Below are 15,429 nucleotides of genomic sequence, written 5' to 3' on the forward strand. Positions count from 1 at the left end.
CCCGTACCACCGAAACGAGGATCCGTGCGCACTGCACCAGCTCTCATCGCCGCAGCAGGCCTGTTGCTCGTCTCCCTCACCGGGTGCACCGCGCCGGGCTCGGCCTCCTGCGACACCGCGGCGTCCGCCGGCGACGCGACGAAGCTCATCAGCGTGTCCGGTGACTTCGGATCCACCCCGAAGGTGGAGCTCCCGAAGCCGCTGTACACGAAGACGACGGAGCGCCAGGTCGTCATCCAGGGCGACGGTCAGCAGGTCTCGGCCGACGGCACCGTCAACCTCAACCTGATGCTCCTCAACGGACGCACCGGAGACGTCCTGCAGCAGACGGACTTCAACGGGCCCGCGAGCACCCTCATCGCCCTGTCCGGAAGCCTCCCCGGCTTCGCGAAGGCGTTCGCCTGCACGACGGTCGGATCCCGTGTCGTCGCGGCTATCTCACCCGAGGACGCCTTCGGCCCGAGCGGTGGCAGCGAGGCGAACGGCATCAAGAAGGACGACGCGATCATCCTCGTCGCCGACATCCAGGGAGCGGCGCTGCCCAAGGCCGACGGCGCCGAACGCCCGATCCCGTCGGGGTTCCCGTCCGTCGTGACCGCTCCGAGCGGCCAGCCCGGCATCACCATCCCGGCGGCCCCCGCCCCGACCGAGACGAAGCACACCCTGTCCCGCGTCGGCGACGGTGCCACGGTCAAGGCAGGCGACCAGGTCATCGTCAACTACACCGGCGTGCTGTGGGATCAGAAGAGCGTCTTCGACAGCAGCTGGGAGAAGGGCCAGCCCCTCGTCTTCCAGGCCGACGGCGGTCAGATGATCAAGGCCTTCAACGACGCGGTCGTCGGCCAGCAGGTCGGCTCACAGATCATCCTCGTGGTGGCGCCGAAGGACGGCTACGGCGAGCAGGGCTCGGGCACCGTCCCGGCCGGCGCGACGCTCGTGTTCGTCATCGATGTGCTCGGCACCCAGCGCGCGGCGCAGTAGCCGACACGCTTCGGAGACGGCCCGTCCCACGCCCGCGTCGCGGGTGGGGGACGGGCCGTCCGTCGGTAGACTGGACCGGTGTCCTCAGCCCGCGAGTCCCCGAAGCCGGTCCCGGTGGAGGAGCGACTCTTCAGCCTCGTGCTCGCGCTCCTCGCCACGCAGACCGGCCTGACGAAGAACGAGATCCTGTCGACCGTCCAGGGCTACCGCCAGCAGTATTCGAGTGGGGGCGGCAACGCCAGCCTCGAGCGACAGTTCGAGCGCGACAAGGACAACATCCGCGAACTCGGCGTCCCGCTCGAGACGATCGAGCAGCCGGGCGAACCCGGCAACAACCAGTCGATGCGCTATCGGATCCCGAAAGGCGCCTACGAGCTCCCCACCGACGTCCGGTTCACCCCGGCGGAGCTGTCACTGCTGTCGCTCGCAGCCACCGTGTGGCGTGAGGGGTCGCTCTCCGGCCAGTCGCAGCGCGCGATGACGAAGTTGCGGTCGCTCGGCATCGAGCCCGACGAACCGATCATCGGATATGCGCCGCGACTCCGCACCCGGGAGGCCTCGTTCGAACCGCTCGACGCGGCGCTCGAACGTCGGTCCGTGGTCGCCTTCCCCTACCTGAAGCCCGGCGAGGCGCGGCCACGCGTCCGCACCGTCGCACCGTTGGCGCTCGTCCAGCACGAGGGTCGCTGGCACCTCTATGCGACCGACCGGACGGTGGACGAGCCCCGGACGTTCCTCCTCTCGCGGATCGTCGGTCCGGTCAAGCCGACGGGGGAGTCGTTCCCCGCCGACGACCGCGACCACGCCGCCGACGCGATCGACGGCCTGCGCCGCGTGTCCTCGTCGCAGCGCGCCCTCGTCCGTGTCCGGCCCGGAACCGACGCCGCGGCACGCCTCGGCAACCGCTACGGCGTCAGCGACACGGAGCGCACGGAACTCACCATCCCGTACCTCGACCACCACATCCTCGCCGACGAGCTCGCCGGGTTCGGCCCGGAGGTCGTCGTCCTCGACCCTCCGGCACTCGTCGAGGCCGTGGCGTCCAGACTCGAGCTGGTCGTCGCCCGCCACCGCGCGACGGACGACGCACCCCACCCCGAGGAGACCGCCCGTGGCTAAGCGACCGGCGGCGCCCCGCGCCCAGGACAAGCTGATCTTCCTCCTCTCGCTCGTGCCGTACCTCATCGACCGCGAGCGGGTCACGGTCGACGAGGCCGCACGGCACTTCGGCCTGTCCCCGCGCCAGATCCGTGAAGCGGTCGAACTCTTGACGGTGTCCGGCGTGCCTGGCGACACCCGGCAGTACCTCGCCGGCGACCTCTTCGACATCGACTGGGGCAGCTTCGAGGAGGACGACGAGATCGTCCTCACCCACCGGGTCGCCCTCGACGACAGTCCCCGCTTCTCAGCCCGCGAGGCCTCCGCCCTCATCGCCGGACTGCAGTCGCTCCAGCGCCTTCCCGAATTCGTCGACAGCGACGTCATCGGCGGCGTGATGGCGAAGCTCGCCCGCGGGGCGTCGTCGGCTCCGGGGCAGCTCGCGGTCACCGAGTCCTACTCCGCGAACGCGGTCGGCATCATCCGATCGGCTCTGGCAGCCGGCCACAGCGTCGCGTTCGACTACGTCGACGCGAGTGGGGCGACCGAGGCGAGGCTGGTGGACCCGCTGCGTCTCGAGTCCCAGGACCAGGACTGGTACCTCTACGGGTGGTGCCACCTGCGCGAGGCGACGCGTCGCTTCCGTCTCGATCGGATGACCGAGCTCCGGGAGACCGACGCCGAGGTCGTGTTCCGGGAAGCGGACGTCGTCGTCCCGACCGCGTTGTTCGAGCCGAGCGACTCCGACCGCAACGTCACCGTGCTCGTCCGACGCTCGGTCCTGCCGCTCATCGACGACTACGTGGTCGCCGTCGACAGCGCGCCAGGCGGCTCCGCAGCCCGCGAGGACAGCGACGCCGAGGTGACCGCGACCCTGCGCCTCGCGCACCATCACGGCCTCAAACGACTGGTCGCCGCACACCCCGGGCTCATCACCGTGCTCGGCCCGGCGGACGCGCGCGACGCGGTCGCCGATTGGGCGGCCGCCGGTCTCGCGCAGTACCGCACGACATCCGGGAGCTGACTCCCGAGACTCCCGGCAGGAGAGCGGGAGATGCAGGGTAGAGTGAGTGGACCTCGACCTCGAAGATCAGGAACGAAGACTATGTTCGGCAACGCATTCACCGGGTGGCACCTCGTCATCATCCTCCTCATCGTCCTGCTGCTGTTCGGAGCACCGAAGCTCCCGGGTCTCGCCCGCAGCGTCGGCCAGTCGATGCGGATCTTCAAGAGCGAGGTCAAGAGCATGCGCGACGACGAGCCCGCCTCGCCCGACGCGACTGGCACGGTTCCGCCCGCGAGTGCGGCACCCGCCGACCCGACTCCGGCCGCGACGGCCCCGCAGAAGCCGACCGACCCGCCGGTCAAGCCGTAACCCTGAGGACCACCCGAGCCCGATGACGCCAGCACCTGGCCCCCGACGAGTGCGCCTCGAACACGCTGCTCAGGAACGGACGATGTCGCCGTGGCCCTGACCGAGAAGCGTCCCAAGAAACAGAACCGCGAAGGGCGGATGTCCCTCGGCGAGCACCTCGTCGAGTTGCGGAAGCGGCTGTTCTACTCCGCCATCGGCATCATCGTCGGCATGGTCGCGGGTTTCATCGCCTCCGAGTGGATCATCGAGGCGATGAGCGCCCCCATCCTCGTCATCGCCGACGATCGCGGGCAGGCGTTCCTGAACTTCACCAACGTCACGAGCGCGTTCGACCTCCGGATGAAGATCGCCCTCACCGCCGGCGTCGTCCTGTCCAGCCCGGTGTGGCTCTACCAGATCTGGGCGTTCCTCGTGCCCGGCCTGACGCGCAAGGAGCTGAAGTACGCGATCGGGTTCTTCGCGACCGCCGTGCCGTTGTTCCTCGCGGGCTGCTACGCGGGCTGGTTCGTGTTGCCGCACATCGTCGAGCTCATGCTCGGCTTCACCCCGACGGCAGCGGCCAACTTCCTCGACGCCACCACCTATTACGACTTCGTCCTGAAGCTGGTGCTCGCGGTCGGTGTCGCCTTCGTCCTGCCCGTGTTCCTCGTCCTGTTGAACTTCGTCGGCGTGCTCTCCGCAGCGGCGATCATCAAGGCGTGGCGGGTCGCGATCCTCGTCATCGTGCTCTTCACGGCCATCGCCACGCCCGCCGCCGACATCGTGTCGATGTTCGTCCTGGCGATCCCGATGGTCCTGTTGTACTTCGCGGCCTACGGCGTCGCCGTCCTCCACGACCGCAGTGCGGCCAAGCGACAGCGACGCATCGACGCCGAACTCGGCAGCGCGGGGCTCGCATGAGCGACACTGCTTCCCCTGCCGAGCGGTATCGGGCAGCAGCGGTCCGGAACGCGACACCGAGGCTCCAGGAGTTCCGCGCGAGGCAGCGTTTCGACCTGGACGCGTTCCAACTCGAGGCGTGCGAGCGGATCGAGAACGGCAGCAGTGTCCTCGTCGCCGCACCGACGGGGGCCGGCAAGACCATCGTCGCCGAGTTCGCGATCGCCCTCGCCATGCACGGCGACCGCGGCAAGGTCTTCTACACCACGCCGATGAAGGCGCTCAGCAACCAGAAGTTCCAGGAGCTCACCGCCGAGTACGGGTCCGAGCACGTCGGCCTGCTCACGGGCGATACGAACGTGAACGGCAACGCCCGCATCGTCGTCATGACGACCGAGGTCCTCCGCAACATGCTGTACGCGGACTCCGACGCGCTGACCGACCTCGCCTTCGTCATCATGGACGAGGTGCACTACCTGGCGGACCGGTTCCGCGGAGCGGTGTGGGAAGAGGTCATCATCCACCTCCCGCAGGCCGTCCGGATGGTGTCGCTGAGCGCGACCGTGTCGAACGCCGAGGAGTTCGGCGACTGGCTGCAGGCCGTCCGCGGCGACACCGCCGTCATCGTGTCCGAGGAGCGCCCGGTGCCCCTCACCCAGCACGTGCTGATGCGGAACAAACTCATCGACCTGTTCGCCGCACCGAGCCTCGCCGACACCCATCAGGTCAACCCGGAGCTCGTCCGCATGGCGCAGTTCGGTGGCCGTGCACCGAACAGCCGTCAGTACAAGGACGTCAGCCGCTACAACCAGCGCCGAGCCCCGCATCGGGCCGAGAAGCTCGACCGTGGGCATTTCGTCCAGATGCTCGACGACCACCACCTGCTCCCGGCGATCTTCTTCGTCTTCAGCCGTGTCGGGTGCGACCAGGCGGTCAAGCAGGTCCTCCGTTCGGGCATCAGGCTGACCGAGGCGCACGAACGCGACGAGATCCGCCAGATCGTCGACGAGCACTGCCGGACCCTTCTCGACGAGGACCTCGCCGTCCTCGGCTACTGGGAGTGGCTCGACGGTCTGGAGCGGGGCGTCGCCGCCCACCACGCCGGTCTCCTGCCGGCGTTCAAGGAGGTCGTCGAGGAGCTCTTCCGGCGGAAGCTCGTGAAGGTCGTCTTCGCGACCGAGACCCTCGCGCTCGGCATCAACATGCCGGCCAGGACGGTCGTCCTCGAGAAGCTCGAGAAGTTCAACGGCGAGGCACGCGTCCCGATCACCCCGGGGGAGTACACCCAGATCACGGGGCGTGCCGGACGCCGTGGCATCGACGTCGAGGGCCACGCCGTGATCCAGTGGACCGAGGGGCTGCACCCGCAGTCCGTCGCCTCGCTGGCCTCCCGACGCACCTACCCGCTCAACTCCAGCTTCCGCCCGACCTACAACATGGCGGTCAACCTGATCGACCAGTTCGGCCGTCAACGCACCCGTCAGATCCTCGAGTCGTCCTTCGCGCAGTTCCAGGCGGACCGAGCCGTCGTCGGGATCGCCCGGAAGGTGCGCGAGCAGGAGTCCTCGCTCGCCGGCTACGAGAAGTCCATGTCGTGCCACCTCGGGAACTTCGTCGAGTACGCGGGCATCCGGCGCGAGCTCACGGACCTCGAACGCAAGGGCGAGCCGAACGGCTCGCGCGCGTCGAAGGACCGTCGCCAACGCAAGCTCGCCGAACTCCGCAAGCGCATGCGGGCTCACGCCTGCCACGTCTGCCCGCACCGCGAGGACCACGCTCGCTGGGCGGAACGATGGTTCAAGCTCAAGAAGCAGACCGACCAGCTGCGACAGCAGATCCAGACGCGGACGGGCGCGGTCGCTCGTGTGTTCGACCGGGTCGTCGACGTGCTGCTCGAGTACGAGTACCTGGCACGCGACGAGCACGGCGCAGTCGTCGTCGCGGCTCCCGGACGCACCTTGAAGCGCATCTACGGAGAACGGGACCTCCTCGTGGCGGAATGCCTGCGAACCGGTGCCTGGAACGACCTCGATGCCGCATCCCTCGCGGCGATGGCCGCCGCGATCGTGTACGAACCACGGCGTGAGGAGCAGAACACCCCGGAGCGCTTCCTGCCCCGCGGCCCGTTCCGCTCCGCGCTCGAACGGACGCAGGACCTCTGGAGCCGGCTCGACGACAGCGAACGGGAGCACCGCCTCCCGGGGAGCAACCCGATCTCGACCGGTCTCTCCCTCGCGATGCACCAGTGGGCCAAGGGTGCGAACCTCGACACGGTGCTCATCGAGGCGGAACTCGCCGCCGGCGACTTCGTGCGGTGGTGCAAGCAGACCATCGACCTGCTCGATCAGCTCCGCGTCGTCGACGGACCGGTGGGTCGTCATTCGCGTGAGGCGCTGGACTCGATCCGACGCGGCATCGTCGCGTACAGCTCGCTGTGAGGCCCCTGCACCGTCGGAGCCACCGGCTCCGACCGATCGACGCGCTGGTCGACCGTCGTCCGCCGCTCCCGCTCTGGCTCGCGGCCGTCGTGGCCATCGCCGCCGGCCCGGTCCTCGACGCCGGCTTCCCGGACCGCGGGGTCTGGCCCCTGACGTTCGTCGGCATCGCCCTCGTCCTCCTCACCCTCATGGGGCGCAGCGTCGGCGGTGCGCTCCTCGTCGGCTTCCTGGCGGGGGAGTCGTTCTACCTCATCCACATCGAGTGGGCGACCGCCTACCTGGGTCCCGTCCCGTGGGCGGCACTGTCGACGCTGGAGGCCATCTTCTTCGCGCTCGGAGCCGTGCTCATCACCCTGGCGTACCGCTGGGTGCCGCGCGCCTTCCCCGGGATCGGGGGGCGGGTCTGGTTGACCGCCGCGGTCGTCGCCGCCCTGTGGACCGCGCGCGAGACGCTCGTGAGCACCTGGCCCTACGGCGGATTCCCGTGGGCGAGGATGGCGCTCAGCCAGTCCGAGAGCCCGTTCGCACCACTCGTGGCCTGGGTCGGGTTCTCGGGGCTGTCGTTCCTCATGGTGCTGCTCGTGGCACTCGCCCTCCAGCTCGCGGCGACCGCCGAGCTCCCGACGGTCAGCCGGGTCGGGACCGCGGTCCTCGCGGTCATCGCGGTGCTCGTCGTGCCGGCATGGCCGACGGCGACGACCGGGAGCATGCGGGTGGCTGCCATCCAGGGCAACGGCCCCGCCGGCTACTTCGACGCCGCAGCACCCGGCACCGTCATGCAGACCCAGATCGACGAGACGCTGCAGGTGCTCGACGCGGACGTCGACGTCGTGGTCTGGCCCGAGGGCAGCGCAGACCTCGACCCGCAGCGGGTTCCCCAATCGGCTGCAGCCCTCGACGCGTTGAGCCGTCGCATGGACGCACCGTTCGTCGTCGGTGCGATCTCCCAACGCGGCGACCGCTACTACAACTCGTCACTCCTCTGGGACGCCTCGGATGGCGTCCGCGACGTCTACGACAAGAAGCACCCGGTCCCGTTCGGTGAATACGTCCCGGACCGGAAGTTCTGGGAGCCGTTCGCACCCGACCTCATCGGCCTCATCCAGCGCGAGTACACCCCGGGCACGAAGGACAACGTCTTCGACATCGACGGCGTGCTCGCAGGGATCAGCATCTGCTTCGACATCGCCGACGACCAGCTCACCCGCGACGCGGTGGCGGGCGGCGCGCGGATCGTGTTCGCCCAGACCAACAACGCGGACTTCGGGCAGACGGACGAGAATCAACAGCAGCTGGCGATCGCACGGCTCCGGGCTATCGAATCGGCTCGGTCCGTGGTGAACATCTCCACGGTGGGGACCAGCCAGATCATCGGGCCCGACGGCTCGACGATCGACAGCATCCCGGCCTTCCGCCCCGGCTCGATGGTCTCCGAGGTGCCGCTGACGGACACGGTCACGCCGTCGATGGCCTTCGGTCACCAGCTCGAGATGTTCATCGGTGGCATGGGACTCGCCTCGCTGGTCCTCGCCGGTTTCGCCGGCAGGCCCCGGCGCGTCCCGAACCGGCCCCGGACATGACGATCGGCTGATCCGGTACCGGATCAGCCGATCGAGGGGAGGCCTGTCAGGGGCTCGGTGTCACGCGCTCTTCTGCTGGCCGCGACGGGCCCGGAGATACGAGAGGCGCTCTTCGAGCAGCTCCTCGAGCTCATCGCGCGAGCGGCGCTCGAGCAGCATGTCCCAGTGGCTGCGGGGCGTCTTCACATCACCGCGGTCGACGACGACGGGCTTCGAGTCGACGAGGAGGACGGCCTCCGCACCGCAGTGCCGGCACTCCCACAGTTCGGGGACTTCCGCATCGGCGGCGAAGGTCATGGTGGTCTCGCGCTCGCAACTCTGACACCGGTAGATGTGGTTGCTCCGCGCCGAGAATATGACGCCCTCTTCCGTTTGTAGACTCTGGGCGCCCAGGCGCATTCCGCGCAAACTGCGATCTGCCATTGTGTGGTCTCCTCTCGCTCGGCATCCACAGTTATAAACCCACAAGCTGGGTAAACTGTTCCGTTCACCCATCTGGCTATCAGCTCATGCCCAGCTGCAGCCACGCCGGATGCGGAGAGCTGAGCCGTCAGCGCGAGCGGACCACGTCGAGCGCGAGATCACAGCGGTCGGTGACGAGGCCGTCGACACCGAGATCCAGCAGTCGTCGCATGTCGTCGGGGTCGTTGACCGTCCACACGTGCACTTCCACACCGAGCGCGTGCATCTGTGCGAGGAGGCGCTTCGTCACGACGGGTACGCCGCGGAACCGTTCGGGCACCTGGAGCGCCTGGACACCGGTGAGCGACCGACGGAGTGCTCCACGGAGCCCGAGGGCGGCTGCGGGGAGGACGCGGAGCAGGATCCGGGCCGACGCGGATGAGACCACGGAGTCGGCACCGGCCTCCAGCCCCACGGCCTGCACGATCGCGGAACGTCTGCCCTCGTCGAAGGAAGTGACGAGCACCCGATCGGCGGCACCTGCGCCGATGATCGCGGCAGCCGCCGGTGCAGCCGCGGCCGCGGCCTTGATGTCGAGGTTGAAGCGTGCCCCGGGGAGCTCGGCCAGCGCCTCCGACAGCGTCGGGATGCGATCGCCGCCGAGGTCGATCCGCTGGAGTTCCGCGAGTTCGAGGTCGGCGATCGGTCTCGGATCGCCGGTGATGCGTCGCAGGGACGGGTCATGGAAGAGGACGGCGTGTCCGTCGCGCGTGCAGTGCGCGTCGGTCTCGACGTACTCGGCGCCGGCCGCCAGGGCACGGCGGAAGGACGACAGCGTGTTCTCGGGGACCCCCGGCCCGGCCAGCCCTCGATGGGCGAGGACCCGAGGGCGGGCCGGACGGAAGTAGGGGAGGACCACTGTCACCGCGTGCTCAGCCCTCGGGCTGGACGGGAGTCGTCGGCGCCGGTGGCGTCTGGGGTGACGCGGCCGGCGCTGTGGTGAAGGAGGGCGTCTGCGCAGCTGCGGCCGCCGCCCGTGCCGTGGCCGCAGGGTCGCGGGTGTTGCCCGGCCCGAAGGCGGAGCCGATGCCCTTGAGCGCCTCGGTCAGTTCGCTCGGGATGACCCAGAGCTTGTTCGCCTGGCCTTCCGCGAGCTTCGGGAGCATCTGCAGGTACTGGTAGCCCAGGAGCTTCTCGTCGGGGTCGCCGTCGTGGATGGCCTTGAACACCGTCTGGATGGCGGACGCCTCACCCTGAGCACGGAGCACGGCTGCCTGGGCATCACCCTCGGCGCGGAGGATCTCCGCCTGCCGCGCACCCTCGGCTGTCAGGATCGCCGACTGCTTGGTTCCCTCAGCGGTGAGGATGAGGGCTCGACGGTCGCGCTCGGCCCGCATCTGCTTCTCCATGGAGTCCTGGATGGAGAGCGGCGGGTCGATCGCCTTGAGCTCGACGCGTCCGACGCGGATGCCCCACTTACCGGTCGCCTCGTCGAGCACGATGCGGAGCTTGCTGTTGATCTCGTCGCGGCTCGTCAGCGCCTCCTCGAGGTTCAGCCCACCGACGACGTTTCGGAGCGTCGTCGTGGTCAGCTGCTCGACGGCACCCAGGTAGTTCGCGATCTCATACGTCGCGGCTCGGGCGTCGGTCACCTGGAAGTAGACGACCGTGTCGATCGAGACGACGAGGTTGTCCTCGGTGATGACCGGCTGCGGCGGGAAGGAGACGACGGTCTCGCGCAGATCGATGAGCGGCCGCAACCGGTCGATGAAGGGGATGAGCAGGTTCAGACCCGGCAAGAGGGTCTTGTGGTACTTGCCGAGCCGCTCGACCACGCCGGCGCTCGCCTGCGGGATGATGCGGATGGATCGGAACAGCACCACCAGCACGAAGATGACGACGATGGCCGCGATCACCCAGCCGATGATCGCTCCTGATGAGATGTCGTTCACGACTACTCCTTCTGCTCGCCCAGCGGTGCCGGGTGGGTTGGGACGGGGACGACGACGGCGGTGGCACCGTCGACGACGGACAGGACGATGCGCGTGCCGGGCTCGAGGGACGACGAGGGGGAGTCGTGCGGGGTCCTGGCGGTCCAGACCTCGCCGTTGCCGAGCTTCACCTGGCCACCGTGCGGGGTCACCGTCGAGAGCACGAGCCCCGGCATGCCGAGGAGCGCGTCGACGTTGCTCTTCGCCGGGTCCGCGCCGCGTTGCAACGCTCGGAGCAGCGGCGGCCTGACGGCCAACAGGAGCAGGAGGGCGGCAGCGGCTGCGATGAGCAGCTGGAGCCACCACGGAGCGCCGAGGAGGCCGGAGAGCAGCCCGACGGTGCCGCCGAGCGCGAGCATGAGGAAGGTGAACTCGAGCGACAGGATCTCGATGATGACGAACACGAGGATCAGGACCAACCAGGCGATCCAGGCGTACTCGGTGATGACGTCCATGGTGCGGATTCCTCCCGGATCGGCTCTCGCGTCTGCCGCCTCGCAGTCCGTTGGAGCGCGAGACGGTGCGCCGGTCGGGTTCAACGCTATCAGCTGGGCGGACCACCGAACCGGATCCGTCTGCCGGTTGTTGGTAAGGTCGTTGGCTGGAACCAGCCGCCGATGAGCGGCCCCAGATCTGAAGGAGCCCTCACGTGACGAACCCCCTGGCCGCCGGATCCCTCTCCGGGAAGAACGTCCTCGTGACGGGCTCGTCCCGCGGCATCGGTGCCGACACCATCCGGTACTTCGCCGGTGCCGGCGCCAACGTCGTGATCAACTACCGGAACAAGGAGGCTCGCGCCGTCAAGCTCGCCGACGAGGTGCGAGCCCTCGGCGTGCAGGCCCTGGTGGTCGGAGCCGACCTCACCGACCCCGCCTCGGTCGCCGCGATGTTCGCGACGACGAAGGCCGAACTCGGCGACCTCGACGTCCTGGTGCTGAACGCCTCCGGAGGGATGGAGAGCGGCATGGCCGAGGACTACGCCATGCAGCTCAACCGGGACGCACAGGTGAGCGTCGTCGAACACGCCCTCCCGCTGCTCCGCCCCGGCTCGCGGATCGTGTTCGTCACGAGCCACCAGGCGCACTTCATCCGGACCACGCCGACGATGCCCGAGTACGTGCCGGTCGCGACCTCCAAGCGCGCGGGCGAGGATGCGCTCCGCGCCAAGCAGGACCAGTTCGACGCCGCCGGTGTCGAGTTCGTGGTCGTCTCGGGCGACATGATCGAGGGGACCATCACCGCGACCCTCCTCGAACGCGCCAACCCCGGTGCGATCAGCTCCCGCAAGGAGTCGGCCGGTCGTCTCTACAACGTGGGCGAGTTCGCGGCCGAGGTCGCCTCGGCCGCCGTGGACCCGATCCCCGAGGACCACACCCGCTACGTGGGGGACACGAGCGACTTCATCGCCGAGTAGGCGACGATCCTGACACGACGAACGCCCGGTCCCTCGAGGGGCCGGGCGTTCGTCGTCCTGCCACCCGGGTCAGCCGGCGAGACCGGCCCGCTTCACCTGCTTGCCGAAGGTGATCGCCTGGATGATCTCGACGACGCCGGCCGCGATGAGGAAGAACGCGGTGACGAGCAGCAGGGTCACGGCGGCGAGCAGCGGGTTCGCGAGCACGAACACGCCGGCGACGACGCTGATGACGCCGTAGAGGATGGTGATCCACCGCGACACGTCCGGTGCCGAGTCGAACAACGAGGCCACGCCCTCGACGATCCAGGAGACACCGATCACGAAGACGAGTGCGCCGATGCCGAGCAGCGGATCGATGAAGATGTAGACGCCGGCGGCGAGCAGCAGCACACCGAACACGATCGTGAGGACCCGCCAGAGTCCGCCGTGCTCCCGAGCGACGACGCCACGCGTGATGCGGGCGATCCCGGCGACCAGGAAGTAGACGGCGAAGATCCACGCGACGGCGACCAGCGAGGCCTTCGGCGCGACCAGCAGGAAGACACCCAAGAGGATCGTGAGGATCCCACCGACGGCGAAGGCCCATCGGACACCGGAGATCTGGCTCGTGGTCAGCTTGGCGGAGTTCAGCGTGTAGGTGGTGGTGGATGATTCGGACATGGTCGGCTCCTGACGGTGGACAGTGCGGCGCTCCCGAGCAGACCGGGTGCGTTCCACCAGTGTGACGCATTCACACAGGTGTTTCACAGCATGACCTTCCATGTCGCGCGGGCCCGGTGCCGATCCAGGCGAGACGCCAGCAGATGACGACGGATACGCTGATCGCCATGACCGAGACGCCGATGCACACCAGGGCCGCCGACAGCCACGACGTCATCCGGGTCAGGGGTGCCCGCGAGCACAATCTGCGCGACGTCGACGTCGACCTCCCGAAGCGCCGCCTCACCGTGTTCACGGGTGTGTCCGGCTCAGGGAAGAGCTCACTCGTCTTCGGGACGATCGCCGCCGAGTCGCAGCGGATGATCAACGAGACCTACAGTGCGTTCGTCCAGGGCTTCATGCCGTCGCAGGCGCGGCCCGACGTCGACGTGCTCGAGGGACTCACCACGGCGATCATCGTCGACCAGGAGCGGATGGGCGCGAACTCGCGTTCGACGGTGGGTACGGCGACGGACGCGAACACCATGTTGCGCATCCTCTTCAGTCGGATCGGAGACCCGTCCATCGGGTCTCCACAGGCCTTCTCCTTCAACGTCGCCTCGATCAGCGGCGCCGGAGCGGTGACCATCGAGCGCGGGGGACAGAGCACGAAGGAACGGCGGAGCTTCTCGATCACCGGCGGCATGTGCCCGCGGTGCGAGGGGATGGGGACCGTGAACGACATCGACCGTTCCCAGCTCTACGACGCCACGAAGTCGCTCAACCAGGGCGCGCTCACGATCCCCGGCTACACACCCGACGGCTGGGGCGTGCGGATCTTCACCGGATCCGGATTCCTCGACGCGGACAAGCCCATCCAGGACTACACGGAGCGGGAGCTCCACGACTTCCTCCACAAGGAGCCGGTGAAGGTCAAGGTCGGCGACATCAACATGACCTACGAGGGCCTGATCCCGAAGGTGCAGAAGTCGTTCCTCTCGAAGGACCGTGAGGCGATGCAGCCGCACATCCGCGCATTCGTCGACCGCGCCGTCACCTTCACCACGTGTCCGGCGTGTGAGGGGACCCGCCTGAGCGAGGGCGCACGGAGTTCGCGCATCGCCGGTCGGAACATCGCCGAACTGTGCGCGATGCAGATCAGCGACCTCGCGGCGTGGATCCGGGCGCTCGACGAACCGTCGGTGCGCCCGCTCCTGACGGTCCTCCAGGAGACGCTGGACTCCTTCGTCGCCATCGGGCTGGGGTACCTGTCGCTCGACCGCACGACGGGCACCCTCTCGGGTGGGGAGGCGCAACGGACGAAGATGATCCGCCATCTGGGGTCGTCGCTCACCGACGTGACCTACGTGTTCGACGAGCCGACCGTCGGACTGCACCCGCATGACATCCAGCGGATGAACGAACTGCTCCTGCGGCTCCGCGACAAGGGGAACACCGTCCTCGTCGTGGAACACAAGCCGGAGACGATCACGATCGCCGACCACGTCGTCGACCTCGGCCCCGGTGCCGGGACCGGCGGGGGACAGGTGACGTTCCAGGGGAGCGTGGACGGCCTCCGGGCGAGCGACACGCTCACCGGACGTCACTTCGACGACCGCGCAGCGCTCAAGCCGGCGCTGCGTCGACCGACCGGTGTCATCGAGATCCGCGGCGCCGACCGGCACAACCTGCAGGGCGTCGACGTCGACGTGCCGCTCGGCGTCCTCGTGGTCGTCACGGGTGTCGCCGGCTCGGGCAAGAGCTCCCTCATCCACGGCTCGGTCGCAGGGCGTCCCGGCGTGGTGACGGTCGACCAGAGCCCGATCCGCGGCTCGCGTCGCAGTAACCCGGCGACGTACACGGGTCTGCTCGAGCCCATCCGCAAGGCGTTCGCGAAGGCCAACGGGGTCAAGCCGGCGCTGTTCAGCTCGAACTCGGCGGGAGCCTGCCCGAACTGCAATGGCGCAGGTGTCGTCTTCACCGATCTCGGCGTCATGGCGAGCGTCTCGACCGTCTGCGAGGTGTGCGAGGGTCGCCGGTTCGATGCTTCCGTTCTGGAATATCAGTTGGGGGAGCGGGACATCAGCGAGGTGCTCGCGATGTCGGTGACGGAGGCCGAGGCCTTCTTCGCCGACGGGCCGGCCCGGACGCCAGCCGCGCACGTCATCCTGGCGCGACTCGCCGACGTCGGACTCGGCTATCTCAGCCTCGGACAGCCGTTGACCACCCTGTCAGGAGGCGAACGACAGCGACTCAAACTGGCGACACAGATGGCCGACTCGGGTGAGGTCTACATCCTGGACGAGCCGACGACGGGCCTGCACCTCGCCGACGTGGAGAACCTGCTCGGACTCCTGGACCGCTTGGTGGACTCCGGGAAGTCGGTCATCGTCATCGAGCACCATCAGGCGGTCATGGCGCATGCGGACTGGATCGTCGACCTCGGACCCGGCGCAGGTCACGACGGCGGACGTCTGGTGTTCACCGGGACGCCCGCAGCGCTCGTCGCCGATCGCTCGACCCTCACCGGAGAACATCTCGCTCGGTACATCGGCTCCTGACGCGCCCCGGTCGTCGCCGCGATCCTCAGGTCGGAGATGCAGGCCGACGTGACCCGATCCGACCCCGC

At 68.6% G+C, this 15,429-nt stretch carries 14 protein-coding genes; 9 read left to right on the top strand and 5 right to left on the bottom strand.

The genetic code is table 11. The features are described 5' to 3' along the window. Positions 1-24 precede the first annotated feature (24 nt). The 7 genes from ITJ66_RS11640 (at position 25) to lnt (ending at position 8,351) form a co-directional block, all read left to right on the top strand. The gene (locus ITJ66_RS11640; protein WP_194644638.1) at positions 25-981 is read left to right on the top strand and encodes an FKBP-type peptidyl-prolyl cis-trans isomerase; all 957 of its coding nucleotides are present in this window, start codon (positions 25-27) and stop codon (positions 979-981) included. Positions 982-1,059: 78 nt separating this feature from the next. Further along, a complete protein-coding gene (locus tag ITJ66_RS11645) occupies positions 1,060-2,100 on the top strand; it encodes a YafY family protein (RefSeq protein WP_079705985.1) in 1,041 nt (346 codons plus the stop codon). Then, entirely contained in the window at positions 2,093-3,103 is a 1,011-nt protein-coding gene (locus tag ITJ66_RS11650) for a YafY family protein (protein ID WP_194644639.1), read from the top strand. The genes ITJ66_RS11645 and ITJ66_RS11650 overlap by 8 nt, the downstream gene beginning before the upstream one ends. Before the next feature lie 81 nt (positions 3,104-3,184). Next, on the top strand, positions 3,185-3,454 hold the full coding sequence (gene tatA / locus ITJ66_RS11655; protein ID WP_085510936.1) for a Sec-independent protein translocase subunit TatA: 270 nt from the start codon (positions 3,185-3,187) through the stop codon (positions 3,452-3,454). A gap of 138 nt (positions 3,455-3,592) precedes the next feature. Further along, positions 3,593-4,354 (top strand): twin-arginine translocase subunit TatC, encoded by a 762-nt coding sequence (gene tatC, locus ITJ66_RS11660; RefSeq protein ID WP_071260381.1) that lies wholly within the window; start codon positions 3,593-3,595, stop codon positions 4,352-4,354. Continuing rightward, a complete protein-coding gene (locus tag ITJ66_RS11665) occupies positions 4,351-6,771 on the top strand; it encodes an RNA helicase (RefSeq protein ID WP_194644640.1) in 2,421 nt (806 codons plus the stop codon). The genes tatC and ITJ66_RS11665 overlap by 4 nt, the downstream gene beginning before the upstream one ends. Further along, positions 6,768-8,351 carry an apolipoprotein N-acyltransferase gene (lnt, locus tag ITJ66_RS11670; RefSeq protein WP_370582627.1) on the top strand — a complete coding sequence of 528 codons (1,584 nt, stop codon included), beginning with the start codon at positions 6,768-6,770 and terminating at the stop codon, positions 8,349-8,351. Before ITJ66_RS11665 ends, lnt begins: the two co-directional genes overlap by 4 nt. 60 nt (positions 8,352-8,411) lie before the next feature. On the opposite strand, the gene ITJ66_RS11675 is transcribed toward lnt, so the two are convergent. From ITJ66_RS11675 to ITJ66_RS11690, 4 genes are all read right to left on the bottom strand, one after another. Continuing rightward, positions 8,412-8,774 carry an RNA polymerase-binding protein RbpA gene (locus ITJ66_RS11675; RefSeq protein ID WP_064296965.1) on the bottom strand — a complete coding sequence of 121 codons (363 nt, stop codon included), beginning with the start codon at positions 8,772-8,774 and terminating at the stop codon, positions 8,412-8,414. Positions 8,775-8,901: 127 nt separating this feature from the next. Then, positions 8,902-9,678 carry a glycerophosphodiester phosphodiesterase family protein gene (locus ITJ66_RS11680; RefSeq protein ID WP_370582628.1) on the bottom strand — a complete coding sequence of 259 codons (777 nt, stop codon included), beginning with the start codon at positions 9,676-9,678 and terminating at the stop codon, positions 8,902-8,904. 7 nt (positions 9,679-9,685) lie between these two features. Then, complete coding sequence (locus tag ITJ66_RS11685; protein WP_124769383.1) at positions 9,686-10,705, bottom strand: SPFH domain-containing protein; 1,020 nt, start codon at positions 10,703-10,705, stop codon at positions 9,686-9,688. A gap of 2 nt (positions 10,706-10,707) precedes the next feature. Next, positions 10,708-11,199 (bottom strand): NfeD family protein, encoded by a 492-nt coding sequence (locus ITJ66_RS11690; protein WP_192017919.1) that lies wholly within the window; start codon positions 11,197-11,199, stop codon positions 10,708-10,710. 194 nt (positions 11,200-11,393) lie between these two features. Here ITJ66_RS11690 and ITJ66_RS11695 point away from each other — a divergent pair, with 194 nt between their 5' ends. Next, positions 11,394-12,158 (top strand): SDR family oxidoreductase, encoded by a 765-nt coding sequence (locus ITJ66_RS11695; protein WP_138947113.1) that lies wholly within the window; start codon positions 11,394-11,396, stop codon positions 12,156-12,158. 69 nt (positions 12,159-12,227) lie between these two features. Here the strand turns inward: ITJ66_RS11695 and ITJ66_RS11700 are convergent, their stop codons facing one another. Continuing rightward, positions 12,228-12,821, bottom strand: coding sequence for an HdeD family acid-resistance protein (locus tag ITJ66_RS11700; RefSeq protein ID WP_194644641.1), 594 nt, complete (start codon positions 12,819-12,821; stop codon positions 12,228-12,230). Between the two features lie 167 nt (positions 12,822-12,988). Here ITJ66_RS11700 and ITJ66_RS11705 point away from each other — a divergent pair, with 167 nt between their 5' ends. Then, positions 12,989-15,361, top strand: coding sequence for an excinuclease ABC subunit UvrA (locus tag ITJ66_RS11705; protein ID WP_194644642.1), 2,373 nt, complete (start codon positions 12,989-12,991; stop codon positions 15,359-15,361). Positions 15,362-15,429: the final 68 nt, after the last annotated feature.

Source organism: Plantibacter sp. VKM Ac-2885 (assembly GCF_015351205.1).
Taxonomy (GTDB): Bacteria; Actinomycetota; Actinomycetes; order Actinomycetales; family Microbacteriaceae; genus Plantibacter; species Plantibacter auratus.

Bases quoted from the DNA above. Each gene is read 5' to 3' on its own strand.
- tatA (WP_085510936.1), top strand. From the start codon at position 3,185: ATGTTCGGCAACGCATTCACCGGGTGGCACCTCGTCATCATCCTCCTC.
- tatC (WP_071260381.1), top strand. From the start codon at position 3,593: ATGTCCCTCGGCGAGCACCTCGTCGAGTTGCGGAAGCGGCTGTTCTAC.
- ITJ66_RS11665 (WP_194644640.1), top strand. From the start codon at position 4,351: ATGAGCGACACTGCTTCCCCTGCCGAGCGGTATCGGGCAGCAGCGGTC.
- ITJ66_RS11675 (WP_064296965.1), bottom strand. From the start codon at position 8,774: ATGGCAGATCGCAGTTTGCGCGGAATGCGCCTGGGCGCCCAGAGTCTA.
- ITJ66_RS11690 (WP_192017919.1), bottom strand. From the start codon at position 11,199: ATGGACGTCATCACCGAGTACGCCTGGATCGCCTGGTTGGTCCTGATC.
- ITJ66_RS11700 (WP_194644641.1), bottom strand. From the start codon at position 12,821: ATGTCCGAATCATCCACCACCACCTACACGCTGAACTCCGCCAAGCTG.
- ITJ66_RS11705 (WP_194644642.1), top strand. From the start codon at position 12,989: ATGACCGAGACGCCGATGCACACCAGGGCCGCCGACAGCCACGACGTC.